Raw genomic sequence first — 21,188 nt, forward strand, 5'->3', positions numbered from 1 at the left:
GTCGAATCCGGACCGTCGGGACGAAGATGTCCGGCAGGGACGGGCCGGGTTGGCCACCGGACGCGGATCCGGCCCCAATTCCATAATCCAGATCAGCATGCGATGCGACGGAAATCGCATGTCGCCCTTGTGATGTCGGTGTGGTGGCGATGCCGGCGGCGTGTCCGCCCGCCGTCATGTCCGGCCTTCGCGCCACCAGGCCAGCAGCAGGGCCGCGCCGGCGACGAGCAGGGCCACCCATCCGGGCAGCAGGGGCTGCGCGCTGCGTCCCGTCACGATCCGGGCATCGCGGTGGGGAAACCCGATCCATCCCGGCCCCGACAGCGTGCCCGATGCGGCCAGGCGCAAGCCGGGGACATCGGGATGCGCCGGATCGTCGCCCAGCCAGCGGACGGCGCCGCCGGTCTGCGTGGCCAGGGGGGCCAGCAGGGTTGCGGTGGCGCGCAAATCGGCGAATTCCTGCGGGTCGGCCATGGCCGGGGCTGCGAACGCGCGATGCGTGCCGTCGTCGGCGGTCCAGATTCCCGGCAGGGCTGCGGGCAGCGTGGCCTCGGACAGGCCGGTGCCCGAGATGTGCAGGGGAACGGATTGCGTCGTGCCGTCCGGCGCGGTGACGGTGACCGCCCGTGGGCCGGCGGGGGCCGCGGTGCGGTGGACGATCCGCATCCGCCCGTCCGCGATCGTGGCGGTCAGCTGTTCTTCCTCCAACTCCGGTTCCTTCATCAGCCAGTGAGAGATCCGGCGCAGCAGTTCCGATTGCGGGCCGCCCCCGCCCTCGCCATGCGACCAGAGCCAGATCTGGTCGGACAGCAGCAGGGCGACGCGCCCCCGCTCCACCCGGTCCAGGACCAGCAGGGGGGTGTGGTCGGGGCCGTCCATCAGGACCTGGCCGTGGGCCGAATCGGCCTTCAGCGTCCGGTACCACGGTCCCCATTCCGCATCATGTCCCTGGGCGCCGGCGCCCGGCAGGCTGGCGGTCACGGGATGGCGGCGGCCGCTGTCGGTCAGGGCGGGACGGAAGCGTTGTTCCAGCAATCCGCCGTCGACGGGGACATGGGCGGGCAGGATCTCGCCCACGGGCGTGTCCTGGAGCGAGCCGGGACCGAGGAATTCCGGTCCGCCGATCAGCAGCAGTCCGCCGCCGTCGCGCACGTAGTTCGCGATGTTTTCCAAATAGGCGCGCGGCAGGATGGCCCGGTTCTCGAAGCCGTCCAGGATGATCAGGTCGAACTGGCCGATCTTCTGCTGGAACAGTTCGCGCACCGGGAAGGCGATCAGCGCCAGGTCCGACAGCGGCGTGCCGTCATCCTTGTCGGGCGGCCGCAGGATCGTGAAATGCACCAGATCCACCGACGGATCGGCCTTCAGCAGGCGGCGCCAGACCCGTTCGCCCTGGTTGGGGGTCCCCGATACCAGCAGCACCCGCAACCGGTCCCGCACACCGTTGATGCGCACGACGTCCTGGTTGTTGGCGGTCGAGACCTCGCCGGGCAGCGCCGAGGCGGCCAGGCCGACCAGCAGCGGCCCCGGCCGGGTGACCGGCAGCGTGATGTCCTGGGGGATGCCGGTGCGGACAGTTTCGTGCAACGGGGCCTCGCCGCCGCGCGACAAGGTCAGCGCGGCGTGGCCATCGGCGGCCGGGTGCGGACCCAGATCGTCGATTTCGACCCGCAAGGTCGCATTCTGGCCGACGATGGCATAGGGCGGGGCCTGGAGGATGCGCAGGCGGCGGTCGGTTTCCTCGCCGCGCCCGGTCAGCAGGACGTGCAGGGGCAGGGTCGTGCGGCGTCCATCGGCATCGGCGGGGCGCAGATGGTCCGGAACGGTCGCCGGCACGTCGTGGTCCTGCCCGTCCGTCACCAGCACCGCCCCGGCAAGGCGCGCCGGCGGAATGTCGGCCGCTGCCTGGTCCAGCGCGGCGAGCAGGCGCGTGCCGTCGCCGTGCCCGTCGCGCACCGTAACCGTCCGCACGGTCAGGCCGGGGACCCGCGCCGCCGCCTGCTGCATCAGTTCGGCTGCCTGGCGGGCCGTGGCCGCGCGTTGCCCGATGGACATCGACGGTGACTGGTCGACCAGCAGCAGGGCGGTCTGCGGCAGGGGCTGGCCGGTTTCGCGGATCAGTTCCGGGCCGGCCAGCCACAGCAGCAGCGCCGCCGCCGCCGCCAGGCGCCACAGCGCGCCCCGCGTCCGGCGCGCCAGCCCTGCGATCGCGGCGGCGGCGGCCAGGGCGGCCAGGGCATACAGCACGGGCGTCGGTACCAGGGGCGCCCATCCCATCATGTGCCCCATCATGTGATGCAGCGTCGCCAGACCGGGCATCCTCATTCCCCCAGCCGCTTCAGCAGGGCGGGAACATGGACCTGGTCCGCCTTGTAATTGCCCGTCAGGGCATAGAGGACCGCGTTCACACCGAACCGGTACGCCGTCGTGCGCTGCGTGTCGCCGTCGGGCATGGTGGCATAGGGGGTGTCGCCCTGGGCATCCACCGCCCAGGCATGTGCCCAGTCGCTGGACCCGATGATGACGGGGCTGACCCCGTCATTCGCGCTGTCGCCTTCGCGCGAGACCCAGACCGGCAGTCCGCCGTACCGACCCGGAAAATCGTGCAGCAGGTAGAAGGTGTGGGCCAGCACGTGGTGGTCGTCCAGCCGGGTCAGGGGCGGGATATCCAGCCCCTTCGTCATGCGCCGCAGTGCCGCCGCCGCGCCGGGGGCGGGGGCCGCGAAACCGGCGCCGGCCGCGCCCGGCGCGGCGGTGGCGGGGTCGACGCCCTGGCTGTCGATCAGCAGGATTCCGCCATGCTGCATGTAGGCGTTCAACGCGGCGGTCCGTGCCGGATTGGCCGTCGCGTCCGGCGTTACCGGCCAGTAGAGCATCGGATAATAGGACAAATCGTCGCGTTCCGGCACCACGCCGTCCGGATGGCCCAGCACGGCGGAGGTCCGGGCGTTGGCGTAGTTCGACAGGCCCTGCAACCCTTCGCGCGAGACCGTGTCCACGTCGTCATGCCCGGTGAGGATATAGCCCAGCCGGGTTTCCAGCGCCGCGCCGGGAACCGGAACCCCGCGATCCGGGTCGGTCGCGGCCGACAGCGGCGCCGGCAGCGCGGCCATGCCGGACAGCACCAGCAGCAGGACGCCGCCGGTCCGGCCCATCCGTCCCGCGCCTATCCGTCCGCCGCGCAGCAGCAGGCTGACGATCGCGTCGACGACCAGCAGCAACAGGGCCGCCGCCACCAGCCACGGACCCGGCGCGATATCGTGGACCTGCCCGTCGAGATCCGCGACCTGGCCGATGGCGGCCTGTGCCACGAGGGGACCCGCCGCATCGCCCACATTCAGCGCGCGCCGCGCCGTGCGCGGGCCATACAACCCCGCCGGGTGCGCGGCCGAGACCGGGGTGGTGCCGAACGCATCGGCAGGCAGGGCACGGGCGCCCGGTGGCGGGGGGACCAGGATCGCGTCGCTGTCCAGCGTCATGTAGGGGGACAGCAGGCTGTGGTCCGCCGGGGCCTCGATCCCCGTGGCGCGCTCGGCCAGTCGCCGCAGCATGGCGACGAACAGGCCGGAAAGCGGCAGGTTGGACCAGTCGGCCGTGCCGGTGACGTGGAACAGCACGATTTCGCCCGACCCCAGGGCGGCATGGGTGACCAGCGGCGTGCCGTCCGCCAGACGCGCCCAGCTATGTTCGTCGAGGTCGGTGGCGGGGCGGGCCAGGACCTGGCGCGAGATGGTCACGTCGGCGGGGATCGCCAGCCCGTGGAAGGGGGAGGCCGCCGGGAACGGGGCGAGAGGTTCCGGCCTGCCCCACGACATGGCGCCCCCAAGCTGGCGTTCGCCGTCCATCAGCGGGACGGGCAGAAGCGTATCCTCGATCGTGGAAGACAGGAGGGCGGGCGGCGGAGCGTCCGGCACCTCGGCCTCCGTCGGCATGTCCGGCGCGGGTGTGCGGTTCAGCAGCGGGCCGGCGAAACGCACCAGCATGCCGCCCTTGCGCACCCAGGCCGCGACGGCGCGCCGGGTTTCGGGATCGTCCAGCGTGCCGTCCGGGGCGATCAGCACCGAAAGCGGCCGCGCCAGCAGGGCCGCGACACGACCCTCGCGGATCTCGGCGGTGGGCGACAGCGCACGGCGCAGGTAGAAAAGCGGGCCGACCAGCGGCGTGTCCGTTCCGCCCACGGACACCAGCCCGACCGGCCGCCGCCGGTCGCCTTCGTCCAGCAGGCGGACCCCGGCCGGGCCGACCATGTCCTCCAGGACCAGGCGGTCGATCCGGTTGCGCAGTTCGGCGGGCATCGCGACCGAGGCGTCGGCATGGTCGTCGCCTGCCGGCAGGGAAACCGGAACCAGGCCCAGGACGCCGCCATCGGCGGTTTCGGCGCGGACGGTCATGCGGCGCGGATGCCCGGACGGGACGGCCGCGACCGAGACGGCCAGCGCCCCGTCGGCGGGCGGCGTCGGGCGCAGCACGGCGAGAGTGGCGGTCTGCGCACGCAGGGTGCGCACCGGCCCGATGGCGGCCAGCGCGGTTGCGAACGCGCCGTCGGCCGGTCCGGCCAGGCCGTCCGAGACATAGACGACGGGACCGTGCCAGCCGGCAGCGGCAAGGTCGCGCAGGGCCCGGGTGGCCGCGGCGCGGTCGGTCGGCCAGGGACGGGCGCGCGTCGTGTCCAGCGCATCGCGCAGCAACGCCGGCGTCATCGGCGCCCCGGCGGCGGGGGCCTCGCCGGCCAGGCCCGGCGCCGTGGTCAGCAGGCGCGCCTGGCGCCCGGTCCGGCCCGCGCGGTCCAGCACGGCGTCCAAGGCCGCGATGCGCCGCGGCCAGCCCGGGCTGGCCGCCCAGCCATTGTCCAGGACCAGCAGGACGTCGCCGGCGGCGTCGGTCGTCGTCGCCTGGCGGTCGCGCACGATCAGGGGGCCGGCGAGCCCGACGATCAGGACGGCCAGCGCCAGGCAGCGCAGCAGCAGCAGCCAGAGCGGCGCGGTCGCGGCGTCGGTCGTCCGGTCGCGCAAGCCGCGCAGCAGCATGATGGCCGGAAAGACCTGCCGGCGCGGGGCCGGCGGCAGGGCGCGCAGCAGCAGCCAGACGACCGGCAGGATCGCCAGTCCCGCCAGCAGCAGGGGGGCCTGGAAGATCATGCCCGCCCCCCGGGCCGGTCCGACAGGGCGGCGTGCAGCGCCAGCAGCGCGTGTTCCGGACGCCGGTCGGTCGTGTGGCGGATCAGGTCATGGCCGGTCGCCCGGCACAGGGCCGCGATCCGCGCCTGATGGTCGGCGAAGGCAGCCGCGTAGGCCGGGCGCAGCCCCTCGGTCCCCGAGAGCAGGAGCGGGGCCTCGTCCTCCAGCCCCGCGAAGCGGATGCGGCCGGCGTAGGGCAGGGCCGCTTCCGCCGGGTCGTTGACCAGCAGCAGGTGGGCGCGGGCCGGCCGTGCCGCCAGGTCGCGCAGCAGTGTTCCGATCGTTTCGGGCAGGGCCAGCCCGTCGCCGATCAGCACGATCCGGGCATGGCGCGGCACCTGTTGCGGATGGGGCCAGCAGGGTGACTCGGGGGCGTTTTCCAAGGTCCGCAGCAACGCGAGGCCCAGCCGGTCCAGTGCCGTCCGGCCGCCCGGGGGAATGTCCACCGGCCCGTCCGGGGTCAGCAGGCGCACGCGTTCCCCCTGGCGCAGCAGCAGGGCCCCGGCCGCCAGCGCCAGCAGGGCGGCGCGGTCCAATTTCGGTGGCAGGGCGGCATTCGACCGCCAGCGCATCGACGCGCTGGGATCGCACCACAGGCAGATGGTCTGCGCAGCCTCGGCCTCGGTCTCGCGGACATAGGCGCGGCTGCTGCGGGCGGATTGCCGCCAGTCGATGCGGGTGACCGGTTCGCCCGGCTGGGCCGGCCGGAACTGCCAGAAACTGTCGCCCGGCCCGGCCTGGCGGCGGCCGTGCGCGCCCGCCGCCACCGTCGCCGCGATATGCGTGGCGGCGACGATCAGCGCGGGCATGCGCGCGGCCAGGCCCTCGGCGGCGGCGGGCAGGGGGGTGGCGTCGCCGTCCGCGCCGATGGGGCCGACATTACCGGCGCGCGCGGCCGTCGTACGGCGTGCCGCGAACAGTCGGCGCAGCGGGCCGGCCAGGGGAAAGGAGGGCGTCACCCCGTCGATCAGCCCAGGCGGCGGAGCAGGCTGTCGATCAGGTCCGGCAGGCTGCGGCCTTCGGCCCGGGCGGTGAAGGTCAGGGCCATGCGATGGGCCAGCACCGGCCGCGCCAGGGCCGCGACGTCGTCGATGCTGGGCGACAGGCGCCCGTCCATCAGCGCGCGGGCGCGGGTGGCAAGCATCAGTGCCTGGGCTGCGCGCGGGCCGGGCCCCCAGGCCACGGCCTCGCGGATCGTCGGGTCGTCGGTTGTTTCGGGCCGGGCGGAGCGGACCAGGCGCAGGATGGCATCGACCACGCTGTCGCCGACCGGCAGCGCGCGGACCAGCCGCTGGGCGTCGACCAGGTCGCCGTCGGTCAGGACGGGGCGCGGCGTGGCGTCATCGGTCCCGGTGGTGGCCAGCAGCATGGCGCGTTCCGCCGCCGCATCGGGAAAGCCCAGCGGGATCTGGAGCATGAACCGATCCAGCTGCGCCTCCGGCAGGGGGTAGGTGCCTTCCTGCTCGATCGGGTTCTGGGTGGCCAGGACGTGGAACGGGCGGGGCAGGGGGTGGTCGGTGCCGGCGATCGCCACGCGATGTTCCTGCATGGCCTGCAGCAGGGCGGACTGGGTACGGGGGCTGGCGCGGTTGATCTCGTCCGCCATCAGCAACTGGCAGAAGACCGGCCCCCGGACGAAGCGGAAGCTGCGGTGCCCGTGTTCGTCCTCGTCCAGGATCTCGCTGCCGGTGATGTCCGAGGGCATGAGGTCCGGCGTGAACTGCACGCGCCGCGCCTCCAGCCCCAGCACGGTCCCCAGGGTGGTGACCAGCAGCGTCTTGCCCAGTCCCGGCGCGCCGACCAGCAGGGCGTGGCCGCCCGCCAGGATGCTGACCAGGGTCTGGTCGATGACATCGTGCTGGCCGTGAATGATGCGCCGGATTTCCGCCCGGGCGGCGCGCAGGCTCTCGCCCAGGCGTTCTGCCAGGGCCGCATCGGCCGGGACGTCCGGTTTCGCCGGCGGGGGGGCCGTCTCCGCTGCGAAATCCGTGGCGAGGGGCGTGGCGTCCGATATCGTCATATCCGTAATCTGACAGGTCCTGAGGTTTCATCAAGTATGGGGGTTTCATCGGGTCGGGGATGATCCCTATATCGGGGGCAGCATGGTCCAGCAGGCGGGTAACGCAGTTGACTGACGATCAGGATTCGCCTTTCCGGGAGTCGCGCGCCCCGTGTGCCCTTTCCGGCGTGGAGACATCGCCCTTTTCCTGCGCCCCGCCCAGGGCGCAGGCGCGCGCGTGCGGGCCGTTGCCGTTCCTGGTCCAGCGCGACGGGACGTGGCTGTATCGCGGCACGCCGATCCGGCGGAAGCCGATGATCTGCCTGTTCGCGTCCGTCCTGCGGCGGGATGGCGAGGGAACGTACTGGCTGGAGACCCCCGTCGAACGCGGCAGCATCGAGGTCGAGGACGCCCCGTTCGTCGCCGTCGAGATGGATTGGAAAGGCTGCGGGCGGAATCAGGTTCTGTCCTTTCGCACCAATGTCGACCTGGTGGTGTGCGCCGGGCCCGACCATCCGATCCGCGCCGAGTGGGATGTCCCGTCCGAGGGATGCGGGATGGGGCCGGTGCCCTACCTGCATGTCCGCGACGGCGAGGGGACCTTCGCCCTGGAAGCCAGGATCGCCCGTTCGGTCTATTACGAACTGGCGGCGCTGGCGGTTCCCGGAACCTGTCGCGGCGTACCGTGTCTTGGGGTCTGGAGCCGCAACATGTTCTTCCCGCTATCGCGCCTGCCCGTGGGGGACGACGCCGCGTGATGGCCGGCGGGCAGGCCGGGCAGGGGACGGGGGACGAGGAATGCTATCGCGATGACGGCCTGCTCGACCGGCTGGCGGCGGAACTGCCGGAAGGGCGGGCGGGGCTGTCACGGATCTGGGCGGTGCTGCCCCGGGCGCGCCTGGTGGGCGGGGTGGTGCGCGACCTGATCGCCGGGCGGGTGGTGTCGGACCTCGACCTGGCGACGCCCGAGGCGCCGGACCGGGTCATCGCGGCGTTGGCCGGGGCGGGGATCAAGGTCGTGCCGACGGGGCTGGCGCACGGCACGGTGACGGCGGTCATCGCGGGGCGCCCGTACGAAATCACGACCCTGCGGCGCGACGAACGGACGGACGGCCGCCACGCGGTCGTGGCCTGGACCGACGATTGGCGCGAGGACGCCGCGCGGCGCGATTTCACGATCAATGCCATGTCCTGCGGGTGCGACGGGGTAGTGCATGATTATTTCGGCGGCCGCGCGGACGTGCGGACGGGCCATGTCCGCTTCGTCGGCGATGCCGCGACCCGCATCCACGAGGACGCATTGCGGATCCTGCGCTTCTTCCGGTTTCACGCGCGCTACGGGCGGGGCGAGCCGGACGGCGCGGCGATGGCGGCGATCGCCGCGCTGGCCGATGGCCTGGCCCGCCTGTCCGTCGAACGGGTCTGGTCGGAACTGCGCCGGATCCTGGCCGGCCCGGCGCTGATGGAGACATTGGCCCTGATGGAGCGGTCGGGCGTGCTGGCGCGTCTGCTGCCCGAAGGAACGGATCGGCCGGCGCTGGACCGCCTGCTGGCCACCGGGGCGCCGGCGGACGCGATCCTGCGCCTGGGCGTGCTGGCGCCGGGCGATGCCGGGGGCCTGGCGGCCCGCCTGCGCCTGTCGCGGGCCGAGGCCGTTGCCCTGTCGTCGGTGCGCGCGGCCCCGGTGCCCGATCCGGCAGCGGACGACGACGCGCGCCGTCGCCTGCTGGCCGACGAGCCGGCCGAGATCCTGGTCCGGCGCAGCTGGGTCGGGCAGGCGGCGCGGCTGGGCCGGCCGTCCGCGGACTGGGACGAATTGCGCCAGGACCTGACGGCGCGCCCGCGCCCGGTCTTTCCCCTGGCCGGACGGGACCTGCTGGCGGCCGGCATCCCGCCCGGACCACGGGTCGGCCAGGCCCTGGCCGAGCTGCGCGCATGGTGGATGGCGGGGGGATGCCGGGCGCGCCGCCAGGCTTGCCTGGCGCGTCTCGGCGAGGGGGCGGCCGACCGCACGGCGGGACCGGCACCGGGCTGAGGCCTGCGGCATGGCGCTTTCCTTTGCCGCGGCCAAGTTGTTAAAGGGCAGCATGAACGTCATTCCGCCCACGTCCACCCCCACCCGCGCGGCGGAGCCCGCCGTCCGTCCGGCCCCGGGGGGCGTGTCCGCCGGGCGGGCCGTCCCCGCGCCGGATCGCAGCACGGCCCTCCTGCGGCGCCTGTGGCGCGAGGAGGTCCGGTGCCATCGCGGGCGGATCGTCTCGGTCATCCTGCTGACCGTCCTGATGGCGTCCCTGACGGGGTTGTATCCGCTGGTGATCCAGCGGGCGCTGGACATGTTCGCCGCCCACGATCCGCGCATCCTGTACCAGGTGCCGGCGCTGGTGATCCTGATCACCGCCGCCAAGGCGCTGTCGCAATACGGCCAGACGGTGGCGGTGCAGGATTTGGTGCTGATCGTGATCCGGGGCCTGCAGGGAACGATGTTCGCGCATCTGGTCCACACCGACATCTCGCGCATCGAGCGCGAGGCCCCGGCGCAGCTGGCCGCGCGATTCACGACCGACGCCGTCTCGATCCGCGAGGCGATGATCCGTGCGGTCAATTCGCTGGGCGACGTGGTGACGGTGGCCGGGCTGGTGGTGTCCATGTTCTACATGGATTGGGAACTGAGCCTGATCGCCGCCGTACTCTATCCCGTGGCCGCCATTCCCATCCAGCGCCTGGGCAAGAAGGTGCGCCGTGCCTCGGGCGGCATGCAGGAGCGCATGGGCGAGACCTCGGCCCTGCTGACCGAGAGCTTTTCCCAGGCGCGGACCGTCCGCGTCTATCGCCTGGAACGGAACGAGGCGGCGCGGGTCGACCAGACCCTCGACCTGCTGCATCTGGCATTGCTGCGGATTGCGCGGGGGCGCGCGCGGGTGGATCCGGTGCTGGAGGTCCTCGGTGGGTCCGCGGTCGCCGCCGTCCTGGGGTTCGCGGGGTGGCGCGCGGCGCTGGGCGGCGCGACGCTGGGCGATTTTTCGGGCTTCGTCGCGGCCCTGCTGCTGGCCGCGCGGCCGCTGCGGGCGCTGGGATCGCTGAATGCCGCCCTACAGGAGGGGCTGGCGGGACTGGAACGGGTCTTCGCCATCATCGACGAACCGCCCGAAATCACCGAGGCCCCCACCGCCCGCGCCCTGCCGTCAGGCGAGGGGCATCTGCGATTCGAATCCGCGTCGTTCGTCTATCCCGACGGGCGGGTCGGGCTGGACGGCCTGACCTTCGAGGCCCGGCCCGGCCTGACGGTGGCGCTGGTCGGTCCGTCCGGGGCGGGCAAATCGACGGCCCTGTCCCTGATCCCGCGCCTGCACGATGTCAGCGCCGGACGGATCCTTCTGGACGGCGTCGATCTGCGCGCGCTGCGCCTGTCGGACCTGCGGGACGCCATTGCCTATGTCAGCCAGGACACGTTGCTGTTCGACCTGCCGGTGATCGAGAATATCCGCATCGGCCGTCCCTCCGCGACCGATGCGGAGATCCGCCTGGCGGCCCGTGCGGCCGCGGCGGAAGGGTTCATCGATGCGCTGCCGGACGGGTTCGGCACCCGCGTCGGACCGGGCGGCCAGCGCCTGTCCGGCGGCCAGCGCCAGAGGGTGGCCCTGGCGCGGGCGCTGCTGCGCGATCCGCGGGTGCTGCTGCTGGACGAGGCGACCAGCGCCCTGGACAGCGAGAGCGAGGCCCTGGTCCAGGACGCGCTGGCCCGCCTGCGCAAGGGGCGCACCACCATCGTCGTGGCCCATCGCCTGTCCACCGTGCGGTCGGCAGACCTGGTGGTGGCGATGGCCGATGGCCAGGGCGTCGAATGCGGTACCCATGCCGAACTGATGGATGCCGACGGCCTGTATGCGCGCATGGTCCGCACCCAGGCTTTCGCGACATCGGCCTGAACACGCGGTCTGGCGGCGATCTGGGGCGCTTTTCCTGTGCTTTGGGACGCACGGCCATGACGGCCGCTCCGAGGCTTGGAAAAACACGCCGGACGCGCCGTGCAGTGCGCGCTCTCGCTGGACAAACCATGTGTCCAGGGCGGGTTCCGGTGCCATCCATCGACACCTGTCCATCGACCCATTGATCGGCCTCCCTCTTTCGATTTCTGGGGGCGATGGACGATCTTTGTTTCGGATGCGACCGGGGGCGGTTGATGCGACCTGTTCTTCGTGCCATGAATTGACCGACCCGTTCGGTCAATTCGTCCGGGCTGGCGGCATGATTGGGAAGCAAGAGGAACCGTATGGCCCAGGATGAAGGCGCGACACCGGCCGGTACGCCGGACGAGCCGCGCAGGAAAAAGCCCAACCCGATGCTTCGGATCGGGCTGGTGGGGTTCCTTGTGGTCGTGGCCGTGGGCGCGGGCACATACTGGTTCCTGACCCGGCATGACGTCGAGACCGATGATGCGTTCACCGCCGGCCGCGCGGTGACGATCGCCCCGCATGTGCGCGGCTACGTCACCGAGCTGCTGGTGAACGACAACCAGTTCGTGCATGCGGGCCAGGTGCTGGCGCGGATCGACGACCGGGATTATCGCGCCGCACGCGACCGCGCGGCGGCGGCGGTGGAACTGGCGGAATCCCAGGCCGCCGGAACGCGCTTCGCCGTGCTGGTGGCGCAGAAGAACTTCCCCGGCCAGCTGCAGGTGGCGCAGGGGCAGTTGCTCTCGGCGCAGGCGCAGGAATTCAAGGCCGAGACCGATTATCGCCGCCAGCACGCGGTCGCGCGCGCAGCGACGACGCAGCAGGACATCGATTACGCCGCCGCCGCGCTGCAGGCCGCGAAGGCCGGGGTGGCCGAGGCGCAGGGCCGCCTGCAGGTGGCCGAACCGGTCGAGGCCAATATCTCCGACATTCGGACGCGGGTGGGGCAGTACGACGCCCAGATCGCGCAGGCCCGCGCGGAACTGGCGCAGGCCGATCTGAATCTCGGCTGGACCGAGATCCGTGCGCCGCATGACGGCTGGATCTCGCAGCGCAATATCGAGCGCGGCAGCTTCGTCAATGAAGGGCAGTCGCTGTTTTCGGTGGTCGAGCCGGAGGTGTGGGTGATCGCCAACTACAAGGAAACGCAGCTGGCGCACATGCGGCCGGGGCAGAAGGTCGATATCGCGATCGACGCCTATCCATCCCTGGACCTGAAGGGGCATGTGGATTCGATCCAGCTGGGCACCGGCGCGACCTTCAGCGCCTTCCCGCCCGAGAACGCGACGGGCAATTACGTGAAGATCGTCCAGCGCGTGCCGGTGAAGATCGTCATCGACCAGGGGCTGCGCGCCGACCTGCCGCTGTCGCTGGGCCTGTCGGTCGAACCCACGGTGCACACGAAGTGAGCGGGGCCGTGGCCGGGACCGGCGCCGCCCCGGCGGAGCAACCATGGAAGCCCAAATACAACCCGTGGCTGATCGCGGTCATCGTCACGGTGTCGGCGTTCATGGAAATCCTGGACACGACCATCGTCAACGTCTCGCTGCCGCATATCGCCGGCAGCCTGTCGTCCACCTATGACGACGCGACCTGGACGCTGACGTCCTACCTGGTGGCGAACGGCATCGTGCTGACCATCTCGGGCTGGCTGGGCAAGCTGCTGGGGCGCAAGCGCTATTTCATCATCTGCATCTTCATGTTCACGGTGTCGTCGTTCCTGTGCGGCATTTCGGGAAGCCTGGCGGAACTGATCATGTTCCGCCTGATGCAGGGCTTCTTCGGCGGCGGGCTGCAGCCGAACCAGCAATCGATCATCCTGGACACGTTCCCGCCGGAACGGCGGGCGGCGGCATTCGGCCTGACCGCGATCGCGACCATCGTGGCCCCGGTGATCGGCCCGTCCCTGGGCGGCTGGATCACCGACAATTATTCCTGGCGCTGGATCTTCTTCATCAACGTGCCGGTGGGCCTGCTGGCGACCTTCGCGGTGTCGGCCGTCGTCGAGGACCCGCCCTGGGCGCGCAAGCAGAAGGCTCCGCTGGACATCATCGGCATCGGCCTGATCGCCATCGGATTCGGCAGCCTGGAGGTCGCGGTCGACCGGGGCGAGGACGAGGACTGGTTCGGGTCGGACATGATCCGCACCATGGCGGCGCTGGCGTTCCTGGGGATCGGCGGGGCGGTCATCTGGCTGCTGAAGACCAAGCGTCCGGCAGTGGACCTGCGCGTGTTTAAGGACCGCAATTTCGCGACCGGCACCCTGCTGATCGGCGCGGTCGGCGCGCTGCTCTATGCGTCCGCGATCATCGTGCCGCAATTCGCGCAGCAGGTCATGGGCTATACCGCCACCCTGTCCGGGCTGATCCTGTCGCCCGGCGGCGTGGCGGTCATCATCCTGATCCCGCTGGTGGGCCGGGCGATGAAATACATGACCCTGCGGTCGCTGATCGCGCTGGGGTTCTTCTTCATGGGGGTGGCGCTGTTCTGGTCGGCGCACCTGGTCCCGGCACTGGACTTCCGGCACCTTGTCTTCTTCCGGATGAGCCAGACCGCCAGCCTGGCCTTCCTGTTCGTCCCGATTTCCACCATCACCTACGCGACCCTGCCGCGCGAACTGAATGCCGATGCCTCGGCCCTGTTCAGCATGGCGCGCAATGTCCTGGGGTCGATCGCCATTTCGGGTTCCACGGCCATGCTGACGGAAATCCGCCAGGCGCACCAGACGCAGATGGTCCACTGGATGACGCCGTTCCACCAGCCGTACGTCGATTACCTGACGCGGGCGCGGCAGGCGGCATCGAACCGCGGCATCGCATCGACGGCGCTGGATGCCGTTGCCCAGCATCGGCTGTTCCTCGAATATACCCGCCAGATCTCGATTCTCGCCTATAACGAGGTGTTCATGATCCTGGGTATCGGTGCGTTCCTGGTGGTACCGTTCTGCTTCCTGCTGTCGCCGATCCGTGGTGGCGGCAAGCGCCCGAGTGCGGGGCATTGAGCCCCCTTGCCGCCGACCGGGTGATCCGGGTCGTCTCCGCCGCGATCGTTCAGGCGGGGGCGCTGCTGCTGGTGCGCAAGCGGGGCACGGCGGCCTTCATGCTGCCCGGCGGCAAGGCGGAGGCCGGCGAGACCGAAATCGAGACGCTGGCGCGCGAACTGGATGAGGAACTGGGCTGCCGCCTGCAGGACGGTGGCCTCGCGCTGCTGGGCCGTTTCGAGGCGCCGGCCGCCAACGAGCCCGGATTTATCGTGCGGTCCGCCGTCTATCGCGGCGCGCTGGACGACGCGCCCGCGGTCCGGGCGGAGATCGAGGAGATGTGGTGGTTCGACCTGAAGACCCGCCCGGCGCCGGGCGGGCCGGTCCTGGCACCGCTGCTGCGCGACCACGTGCTGCCGGCATTGGGAACCTGCGGCTGATTCGCGCGCCGGCCGGTCAGGGGGTGGCGTAGCAGGCGAAATCGCGGATCAGGATCCGGTAGATCTCGCGCTTGAAGCCCACGTTGCGATCCGCCAGCGTCGGCAGGTCGACCCATTGCCATACATCGAATTCCGCCGGGTGGTGCGTATCCAGCCGGATGTCCGAATCCGTACCCGTGAAACGCAGGGCGAACCATTTCTGCGTCTGCCCGCGATAGCGGCCCCCCAATGCCCGCCCCACCAGTGCCGGCGGCAGGTCGTAGGTCAGCCAGTCCGGATGGGCGCCGAGGACCACGGCCCGGTCGGTGCCGATTTCCTCGTGCAGTTCGCGCAGCACCGCCTGTTCGGGCTGTTCGTCCGCGTCGATCCCGCCCTGGGGGCATTGCCAGACGCCCTGGTCGAGCGGGCCGCCCGCGCCCTCCATGTCCGTACGGCGGGCGATCAGCACCTGGCCCGCCGCGTTGAACAGCATGGCCCCGACATTGCGGCGATAGGGCAGGGAGGAGGTCTCGGTCACGGTCGGGCTCAGTCGTGGCGCGAGGAAGCGGGCAGCATGGCCTGGGCCGACAGGGGATGGCCGGCCATCATGCGGACGATCTTCAACCCCTGCTGAAGCTGGAAATCGGTCGCGGGCTTGGCCAGGTCGAAGGACGGCCAGTTGGCCGGCGGCTGGTCGGGAATGGACGAGACCGTCGCCGGCATGTCGGTCCGCGCCGGGGGCTTGGCGGTATTGCCGCCCTGGTTCTTGATGATGTGGGCCAGGTCGGCCTCGCGGATGCTGTAGCCCGGGTCGTCCCGCGTCTCGCGCACCGTGACGTCGGGCACGATGCCCAGGCCCTGGATCGACCGGCCCGAAGGCGTGTAGTACCGGGCCGTGGTCAGGCGCAGCGCGCCGTCGCCGGGGATCGGCAGGATCGTCTGGACCGATCCCTTGCCGAACGATTTCTCGCCCACCAGGATGGCGCGCTGATGGTCCTGCAGGGCGCCGGCGACGATTTCGCTGGCTGAGGCCGATCCGCCATTGATCAGCACCACCATGGGCAGGCCGCCGGTGATGTCGGTGCCATGCGCGTCCCAGCGCTGGCTTTCCTGGGGATGGCGGGCGCGGGTCGAGACGATCTCGCCGTTGCGGATGAAGTCGGAACTGACCTCGATCGCCTGGTTCAGCAGGCCGCCGGGGTCGGACCGCAGGTCCAGCACCAGGCCGGCCAGCTTGCCGTGCGATTCGGCCTTCAGCTTGCGGAACGCCGCTTCCAGCCCCGGGCCGGTTTCCTCGTTGAATTCCGAGACGCGGATATAGCCGATGGTGTCGTACAGCGCCGAGCGGATGACCTGGATATGGATGATCGCCCGCGTCATCGTCACGGTGATGGGCTTGGGCGTCTTCTCGCGGATGATCGTCAGCGTGATCTTGGTGTCCGGCTTGCCGCGCATCCGCTCCACCGCCTCGTCCAGCGGCAGGCCGTCGATGTTCTTGCCGTCGATGGCGACGATGTAGTCGCCGGGCTTGATGCCTGCGCGGGCCGCCGGCGTGTCATCGACCGGCGAGACGACCCGGATGTGGTTGTCCTCGCCATGTACCTCCAGCCCCAGGCCGCCGAACTCGCCCTTCGTCCGGGTCTGGAGGTCGGCGTACTGCTTTTCGGTCATGTAGGAACTGTGCGGGTCCAGGCCGCTCAGCATGCCGTTCAGCGCGTTGACGATGAGGTCGCGGTTCGACACCGGGTCGACGTAATTCGCCTTCACCTGTTCGAGGACATGGCCGAACAGCGACAGCAGCCGATAGTTCTCGGCGGGCGAGTCGCTGTCTTTCGCCAGGCTCTCGGCCAGGGCGTGCGAGGTGATCTCGCCGTTCCAGGGGCCGGAGAGATGCGCGATCTGCGGCCCCGCCGCGATGCCTGCCAGAAAGGCGGTTCCAAGCAGCAGGCCGGTGCGGAACTTCATGCCGTGTCGTCTCCTGAATGCCGGCCGTGCCGGATATCGCGGTCGGCCTGCATGCCGTGCGGCATGCGTGGCGCAAGGGGTGTGCGGCCGGATGGGCCGCACATCCGTTATCGTCCGGGTGATCTTATACCGAACTTGGTTCAGGCGAAAACTGCCTAGAGAAACGGGGCCGGGTCGACCGCCGCATCGCCGTGGCGCAATTGCACGAACAGGGTCGGCCGACCACCCTGGCCTGCCCAGTCCGGCATGCGGCCGACGGGCGCGCCTTTCGCCAGCGTCTGGCCGGTGGAGACGGCAAGCGCGCCCAGCCCCGCCAGCACGAAGCGGTAATGCCGCCCGCAATCCAGGATTGCCATCTGCCCGTAAGAGCGGAACGGTCCCGCGAAATCGACCTGCCCCGCGCAGGGGGCCCGCACGGCGGCGCCTGCTGGCGGGGCATAGGTGATGCCCGTGGCAGGCCCGGCCTCGGTCGCGTTGCCCCAGGCGGTGATGACGGTTCCCGGCACCGGCGCGCCGCGTCCGGCGGGCATTCCGGCCGGGGGGGCCGTCAGGCCGGGGCCCGGCCCCTGGGCGATGGCCTGCGCGCGGGCGTGGGCGGCGGCGGCCTCGTCGGTGCGGTGCGCGCGGGCGGCCTCCTGCGCCGCGCGTTCCAGCCGGTCCTCGGCGGCCTGTTCCAGCGCCTCGATCCGAGCGACGGCGTCCTGCAGGCTGGACGCCTGGCGCGCGGCGTCCTCGACCTGCCGGGCGGCCTGGGTGGCGACGGAACTGGAGCGGCGCTGGTCCGCCCGCGCGCGCTCTGCCGCGCGGGCCACCGTGTCGCGCTGGGCGGCCTGCTGCCGCCGCAGGTCCGCCAGGCGTGCGCCTTCGCGCGTCAGATCGTCGTCCAGGCGGGCCAGTTCGGCGCGCCGGACGCGAATCGCGCCGGCCTGCCGCTCCAGCCGCGCCGACAGGCCGCGCACGACCAGCAGTCCGGTGATCGCGCGGTCCGGGGGCAGGGGGGCGGCCAGCAGCGTATCGGCGGGATAGCGCGCCAGCCGCGCCGCCAGTGGCAGCATCGGCGCCATTTCGGCCGAATCCCGGTCCAGGTCGGCGCGCAGGCGCGCCTGTTCGGCCTGCAGGGTGGCGACCCGGTCGGCCAGGTCGGCCGTCCGCTGTTCGGTGTCCTGCAGGCGGGCGGTGGCATCCACGGTTTCGGCCGACAGGGCGGCGGCGCGGGCGGTGTCCTGTTGCGCGCGGGCCTGCGCGGCATTCCGTGCGGCGGTGCGGGCCTGCAGGTCGCGGGATTGCTGCTGCTGCCGGGCGACCAGGGCCTGCTGCTGCGCGCGCGCGCGTTCGACCTCGCGCCGTGCCGCGGCCGCGGCGGCGTCCGCGCGGGGTGTCGCCGCATGGCCCGGTGCTTGGCCGGCCGGCGCATGATGGACGGGCGAGGACCGCGCGGGGGCGCGGCGGGGCGTCCCGTGGGGATCGCCCCAGGCCGGGGCAACGGGGGCCAGCAGGCAGGCCAGCAGGGCCGGGCCGGCCGGCCCCGCCAGCCCGGCAGGGCGAAGGCGGCGGTTCAGGATGCCGGTTTCTCGCCCAGCAGCGAGGAGCCGGTCATTGCTGCCGGCTTCGGCAGGCCCATCAGGGCCAGCAGCGTCGGCGCCAGATCGGCCAGCCGCCCGTCATGCAGGCGGGCCTCCGGCACCCCGGTCAGCACCACCGGGACGACGTTGAGCGTGTGGGCGGTGTGCGGGCCGCCGGTCGCGGGGTCGAACATCGTCTCGGCATTGCCGTGGTCGGCGGTGACCAGCAGGGCGCCGCGCTGGCGATGGACGGCCTCGATCAGCCGCCGCAGGCCCCGGTCCACGGCCTCGACGGCCTTGACGGCGGCGCTGAACACGCCGGTATGGCCGACCATGTCGGGGTTGGCGTAGTTCAGGACGATCAGGTCGTACTTGCCGCTCTCGATCGCCTCGACTGCCTTCGCCGTCAGTTCGGGGGCCGACATCTCCGGCTGCAGGTCGTAGGTCGCCACCTTGGGCGAGGGGACCATGATCCGGTCCTCGCCGGGCAGCTGGGCCTCCTTGCCGCCGTTCAGGAAGTAGGTGACGTGGGGATATTTCTCGGTCTCGGCCATGCGCAACTGCCGACGTCCGGCACGCGAGACGACCTCGCCCAGCAGGTCGTCCAGCGATTGCGGGGGAAAAAGCACGCCGATCAGCGCCGCCAGCCGGTCGCTGTAGCGTGTCATGCCCACGACGGCGGCGAAATGGACGACCCGATCGCGGGGGAAGCCCTCGAAATTCGGTTCCAGCAGCGCGTCAAGCAGCTGGCGGATGCGGTCGGCGCGGAAATTGAAGGACAGGATGCCATCCCCGTCCTTCATGCCGGCGTATGGCCCGATGACGGTCGGCGGCAGGAATTCGTCGGTGATGCCGTCCTTGTATGCGGCGTCGAGCACCGCCAGCGGATCGTCGCCATGCGGCCCCTTGGCCGAGACGATGGCGTCATACGCCTTCGTGACGCGGTCCCAGCGCCGGTCGCGGTCCATGGCGAAATAGCGGCCCGAGACGGTGGCGATCGCAACCGCGTCCGGCAGTGCCTGGCGCAGGCGCGCGACATAATCCCGGCCGGCATGCGGCGGGGTGTCGCGGCCGTCGGTAAAGACGTGGAAGGCCACCGGCACACCGGCCTCGACCAGGATCTTCGCCAGCGCCACGGCATGGTCCTGATGGGCATGCACGCCGCCGGGCGAGACCAGGCCCATCAGGTGACAGGTGCCGCCGCTGGCCTTCAGCGTGTCGATCAGGCCGGTCAGGACGGGATTGGCCGCCAGGCTGCCGTCGCGGATGGCGCGGAAGATGCGCGGCAATTCCTGCATCACCACCCGGCCCGCGCCGATATTGAGATGTCCGACCTCGGAATTGCCCATCTGCCCGTCCGGCAGCCCGACATCCTCGCCGCTGGTCCTGAGGAAGGCATGTGGCCCTTCCTGCCAGAGCCGGTCGAAGGCCGGGGTGTAGGCGGCGTGGACGGCGTTGTCCGACACGTCTTCCCGCCACCCGAAGCCGTCGAGGATGGCCAGCATGACAGGCCGTCGGGCCTGGGGACTGCCCGGAGGGGCGCCCTGGAGATCGTCCTGGGGGGATGTCTTGTCGGACATGGGTATTCTCTCCCGTGGTTTTGTCCGTCATGATGGCACCAAACGACGGGCTTGCGAAATGCCTTGTCGATGCAAACCTGCGATGGATCGTTCAGGCCAGCCCGGCCGACGTTCCCCGGGGAATGTTCCGGCGCGGCGCGGTGCGGCCGTTTTCCACACGATCATGCAGGAGACAGACGGATGGAACAGGACAAGGCGGGCTGCGGCACGGGATGCGGCGTGCTGACGCCGGAGCAGGTCCGCGTGATGCGCGAACATGGCACCGAACGTCCGGGCTCCAGCCCCCTGAACGACGAGAAGCGCCCGGGCCTGTATCGCTGTGCGGCCTGCGGAACGCCGCTGTTCCGGTCGGAGACCAAGTATGAGAGCGGCAGCGGCTGGCCATCCTATTTCGATGCGCTGCCCGGGGCGGTCGAGACCACGGTCGATACCAGCCATGGCATGGTCCGCGTCGAGGTGCATTGCGCGTCCTGCAAGGGTCATCTGGGCCATGTCTTCCCCGACGGTCCGCGTCCGACCGGGCGGCGATACTGCATGAACGGCGTGGCGCTGGATTTCGTACCCGATACGCAATAGGCGCGCCGTCCGGTGTGATCTAAAAGGGTGCCATGACCGAACGAAAGACATCCCACCCTTCCTCCGTGGTCGTGCTCGACCACCCGCTTGTCCAGCACAAGCTGACGCGTCTGCGCCAGAAGGCGACCTCCACGGCAGGGTTCCGGCGCCTGACGCGGGAACTCAGCCTGCTGATGGCCTACGAGGCGACCCGCGACCTGCCGCTGGAAGCGGTCGAGATCGAGACGCCGCTGGAGAAGACCCAGGGCCATCTCCTGTCGGGCAAGAAGCTCTGCCTGGTGTCGATCCTGCGGGCGGGCAACGGGATCCTGGACGGGATGCTGGACCTCGTGCCCGCCGCCCGCGTGGGACATATCGGCCTGTTCCGGGATCCGACGACCCTGGAGCCGGTCGAATATTACATGAAGCTGCCCGAGGATATCGCCGAGCGCGTATGCATCGTCGTCGATCCGATGCTGGCGACCGGGCACAGCGCCGCCGCGGCGATCGACCGGCTGAAGCGTGCGGGCGCCCGGCAGATCGTGTTCGTCTGCCTGCTGGCGGCCCCCGAAGGGGTGGCGTTCCTGTCGGGCGCGCATCCGGACGTGAAGATCGTCACCTGTTCAATCGACCGCGAACTGGACGATCACGGCTATATCCGGCCCGGCCTGGGCGATGCCGGCGACCGCCTGTTCGGCACCAAATAGGGGCCGCGCCGGAACCGTCGCCGCCGGACATCGTTTCCCTTTTCACAGGATCAGGGAGAAAAACGATGTCCGGTCATGTGTACAAGGTCCTCGAACTGGTCGGATCGTCGCCCGACACGGTCGAGGGCGCGATTGCCGCCGCCCTGGGCCGCGCGTCCGAAACTGTGCATTCCATCCGCTGGTTCGAGGTCGTGGGAACGCGCGGCCACGTCGTCGACGGCAAGGTCAGCCATTACCAGGTCACACTGAAGGTAGGCTTCACCCTCGACGAGGTGTGAATGGCTGGCCGTG

General features: G+C 71.0%; 17 protein-coding genes. 9 read left to right on the forward strand and 8 right to left on the reverse strand.

Annotation, left to right across the window (positions count from 1 at the left end; all coding sequences use genetic code 11):
* Positions 1-174 precede the first annotated feature (174 nt).
* Genes HLH28_RS01355 through HLH28_RS01370 form a run of 4 tightly spaced genes read right to left on the reverse strand, consistent with a single transcriptional unit; the run spans position 175 to position 7,197 of the window.
* Positions 175-2,292, reverse strand: a complete 2,118-nt coding sequence (locus tag HLH28_RS01355) for a VWA domain-containing protein (RefSeq protein WP_182953835.1) — start codon at positions 2,290-2,292, stop codon at positions 175-177.
* 29 nt (positions 2,293-2,321) lie between these two features.
* Positions 2,322-5,138, reverse strand: coding sequence for a DUF4159 domain-containing protein (locus HLH28_RS01360; RefSeq protein ID WP_182953397.1), 2,817 nt, complete (start codon positions 5,136-5,138; stop codon positions 2,322-2,324).
* The gene (locus HLH28_RS01365; RefSeq protein ID WP_338029625.1) at positions 5,135-6,136 is read right to left on the reverse strand and encodes a DUF58 domain-containing protein; all 1,002 of its coding nucleotides are present in this window, start codon (positions 6,134-6,136) and stop codon (positions 5,135-5,137) included. Before HLH28_RS01365 ends, HLH28_RS01360 begins: the two co-directional genes overlap by 4 nt.
* Before the next feature lie 8 nt (positions 6,137-6,144).
* Positions 6,145-7,197 (reverse strand): AAA family ATPase, encoded by a 1,053-nt coding sequence (locus HLH28_RS01370; protein WP_182953399.1) that lies wholly within the window; start codon positions 7,195-7,197, stop codon positions 6,145-6,147.
* A gap of 167 nt (positions 7,198-7,364) precedes the next feature.
* On the opposite strand from HLH28_RS01370, the gene HLH28_RS01375 reads away from it, so the two are divergent.
* The 6 genes from HLH28_RS01375 (at position 7,365) to HLH28_RS01400 (ending at position 14,549) form a co-directional block, all read left to right on the forward strand.
* A complete protein-coding gene (locus HLH28_RS01375; RefSeq protein ID WP_338029626.1) occupies positions 7,365-7,934 on the forward strand; it encodes a DUF1285 domain-containing protein in 570 nt (189 codons plus the stop codon).
* A complete protein-coding gene (locus HLH28_RS01380; RefSeq protein WP_182953840.1) occupies positions 7,934-9,211 on the forward strand; it encodes a CCA tRNA nucleotidyltransferase in 1,278 nt (425 codons plus the stop codon). Before HLH28_RS01375 ends, HLH28_RS01380 begins: the two co-directional genes overlap by 1 nt.
* A gap of 10 nt (positions 9,212-9,221) precedes the next feature.
* Positions 9,222-11,102: an ABC transporter ATP-binding protein gene (locus tag HLH28_RS01385; RefSeq protein WP_246395571.1), complete on the forward strand. Its 1,881-nt coding sequence runs from the start codon at positions 9,222-9,224 to the stop codon at positions 11,100-11,102.
* 344 nt (positions 11,103-11,446) lie between these two features.
* Positions 11,447-12,538: an HlyD family secretion protein gene (locus HLH28_RS01390; RefSeq protein WP_182953405.1), complete on the forward strand. Its 1,092-nt coding sequence runs from the start codon at positions 11,447-11,449 to the stop codon at positions 12,536-12,538.
* Positions 12,535-14,130 carry a DHA2 family efflux MFS transporter permease subunit gene (locus tag HLH28_RS01395; RefSeq protein WP_408869797.1) on the forward strand — a complete coding sequence of 532 codons (1,596 nt, stop codon included), beginning with the start codon at positions 12,535-12,537 and terminating at the stop codon, positions 14,128-14,130. The genes HLH28_RS01390 and HLH28_RS01395 overlap by 4 nt, the downstream gene beginning before the upstream one ends.
* Complete coding sequence (locus HLH28_RS01400; RefSeq protein WP_220789877.1) at positions 14,127-14,549, forward strand: NUDIX hydrolase; 423 nt, start codon at positions 14,127-14,129, stop codon at positions 14,547-14,549. Before HLH28_RS01395 ends, HLH28_RS01400 begins: the two co-directional genes overlap by 4 nt.
* A gap of 16 nt (positions 14,550-14,565) precedes the next feature.
* Here HLH28_RS01400 and HLH28_RS01405 read toward each other — a convergent pair whose 3' ends face one another.
* From HLH28_RS01405 to gpmI, 4 genes are all read right to left on the reverse strand, one after another.
* Positions 14,566-15,066 carry an RNA pyrophosphohydrolase gene (locus HLH28_RS01405; protein WP_182953409.1) on the reverse strand — a complete coding sequence of 167 codons (501 nt, stop codon included), beginning with the start codon at positions 15,064-15,066 and terminating at the stop codon, positions 14,566-14,568.
* 8 nt (positions 15,067-15,074) lie between these two features.
* Complete coding sequence (locus HLH28_RS01410) at positions 15,075-16,493, reverse strand: S41 family peptidase (protein WP_182953412.1); 1,419 nt, start codon at positions 16,491-16,493, stop codon at positions 15,075-15,077.
* A 155-nt stretch (positions 16,494-16,648) separates the two neighbouring features.
* Positions 16,649-17,680 carry a murein hydrolase activator EnvC family protein gene (locus tag HLH28_RS18330; RefSeq protein WP_338029627.1) on the reverse strand — a complete coding sequence of 344 codons (1,032 nt, stop codon included), beginning with the start codon at positions 17,678-17,680 and terminating at the stop codon, positions 16,649-16,651.
* Positions 17,681-18,048: 368 nt separating this feature from the next.
* Positions 18,049-19,560: a 2,3-bisphosphoglycerate-independent phosphoglycerate mutase gene (gene gpmI / locus HLH28_RS01420; protein ID WP_246395610.1), complete on the reverse strand. Its 1,512-nt coding sequence runs from the start codon at positions 19,558-19,560 to the stop codon at positions 18,049-18,051.
* Positions 19,561-19,815: 255 nt separating this feature from the next.
* Between gpmI and msrB the strand changes: the two genes are divergently transcribed.
* The 3 genes from msrB (at position 19,816) to HLH28_RS01435 (ending at position 21,175) form a co-directional block, all read left to right on the forward strand.
* Complete coding sequence (gene msrB, locus HLH28_RS01425) at positions 19,816-20,211, forward strand: peptide-methionine (R)-S-oxide reductase MsrB (protein ID WP_182953416.1); 396 nt, start codon at positions 19,816-19,818, stop codon at positions 20,209-20,211.
* 32 nt (positions 20,212-20,243) lie between these two features.
* Complete coding sequence (gene upp / locus HLH28_RS01430; RefSeq protein ID WP_182953418.1) at positions 20,244-20,897, forward strand: uracil phosphoribosyltransferase; 654 nt, start codon at positions 20,244-20,246, stop codon at positions 20,895-20,897.
* 65 nt (positions 20,898-20,962) lie between these two features.
* Positions 20,963-21,175 (forward strand): dodecin, encoded by a 213-nt coding sequence (locus HLH28_RS01435; RefSeq protein ID WP_182953420.1) that lies wholly within the window; start codon positions 20,963-20,965, stop codon positions 21,173-21,175.
* The last annotated feature ends 13 nt before the right edge of the window (positions 21,176-21,188 follow it).

The organism is Gluconacetobacter tumulisoli (assembly GCF_014174155.1).
Lineage (GTDB): Bacteria > Pseudomonadota > Alphaproteobacteria > Acetobacterales > Acetobacteraceae > Gluconacetobacter > Gluconacetobacter tumulisoli.

Excerpts from the sequence above, each read along its gene's own strand:
- HLH28_RS01355 (WP_182953835.1), bottom strand. The coding sequence starts at position 2,292 with ATGATGGGGCACATGATGGGATGGGCGCCCCTGGTACCGACGCCCGTG.
- HLH28_RS01360 (WP_182953397.1), bottom strand. The coding sequence starts at position 5,138 with ATGATCTTCCAGGCCCCCCTGCTGCTGGCGGGACTGGCGATCCTGCCG.
- HLH28_RS01370 (WP_182953399.1), bottom strand. The coding sequence starts at position 7,197 with ATGACGATATCGGACGCCACGCCCCTCGCCACGGATTTCGCAGCGGAG.
- HLH28_RS01380 (WP_182953840.1), top strand. The coding sequence starts at position 7,934 with ATGGCCGGCGGGCAGGCCGGGCAGGGGACGGGGGACGAGGAATGCTAT.
- HLH28_RS01385 (WP_246395571.1), top strand. The coding sequence starts at position 9,222 with ATGGCGCTTTCCTTTGCCGCGGCCAAGTTGTTAAAGGGCAGCATGAAC.
- HLH28_RS01390 (WP_182953405.1), top strand. The coding sequence starts at position 11,447 with ATGGCCCAGGATGAAGGCGCGACACCGGCCGGTACGCCGGACGAGCCG.
- HLH28_RS01410 (WP_182953412.1), bottom strand. The coding sequence starts at position 16,493 with ATGAAGTTCCGCACCGGCCTGCTGCTTGGAACCGCCTTTCTGGCAGGC.
- gpmI (WP_246395610.1), bottom strand. The coding sequence starts at position 19,560 with ATGCTGGCCATCCTCGACGGCTTCGGGTGGCGGGAAGACGTGTCGGAC.
- msrB (WP_182953416.1), top strand. The coding sequence starts at position 19,816 with ATGGAACAGGACAAGGCGGGCTGCGGCACGGGATGCGGCGTGCTGACG.
- upp (WP_182953418.1), top strand. The coding sequence starts at position 20,244 with ATGACCGAACGAAAGACATCCCACCCTTCCTCCGTGGTCGTGCTCGAC.
- HLH28_RS01435 (WP_182953420.1), top strand. The coding sequence starts at position 20,963 with ATGTCCGGTCATGTGTACAAGGTCCTCGAACTGGTCGGATCGTCGCCC.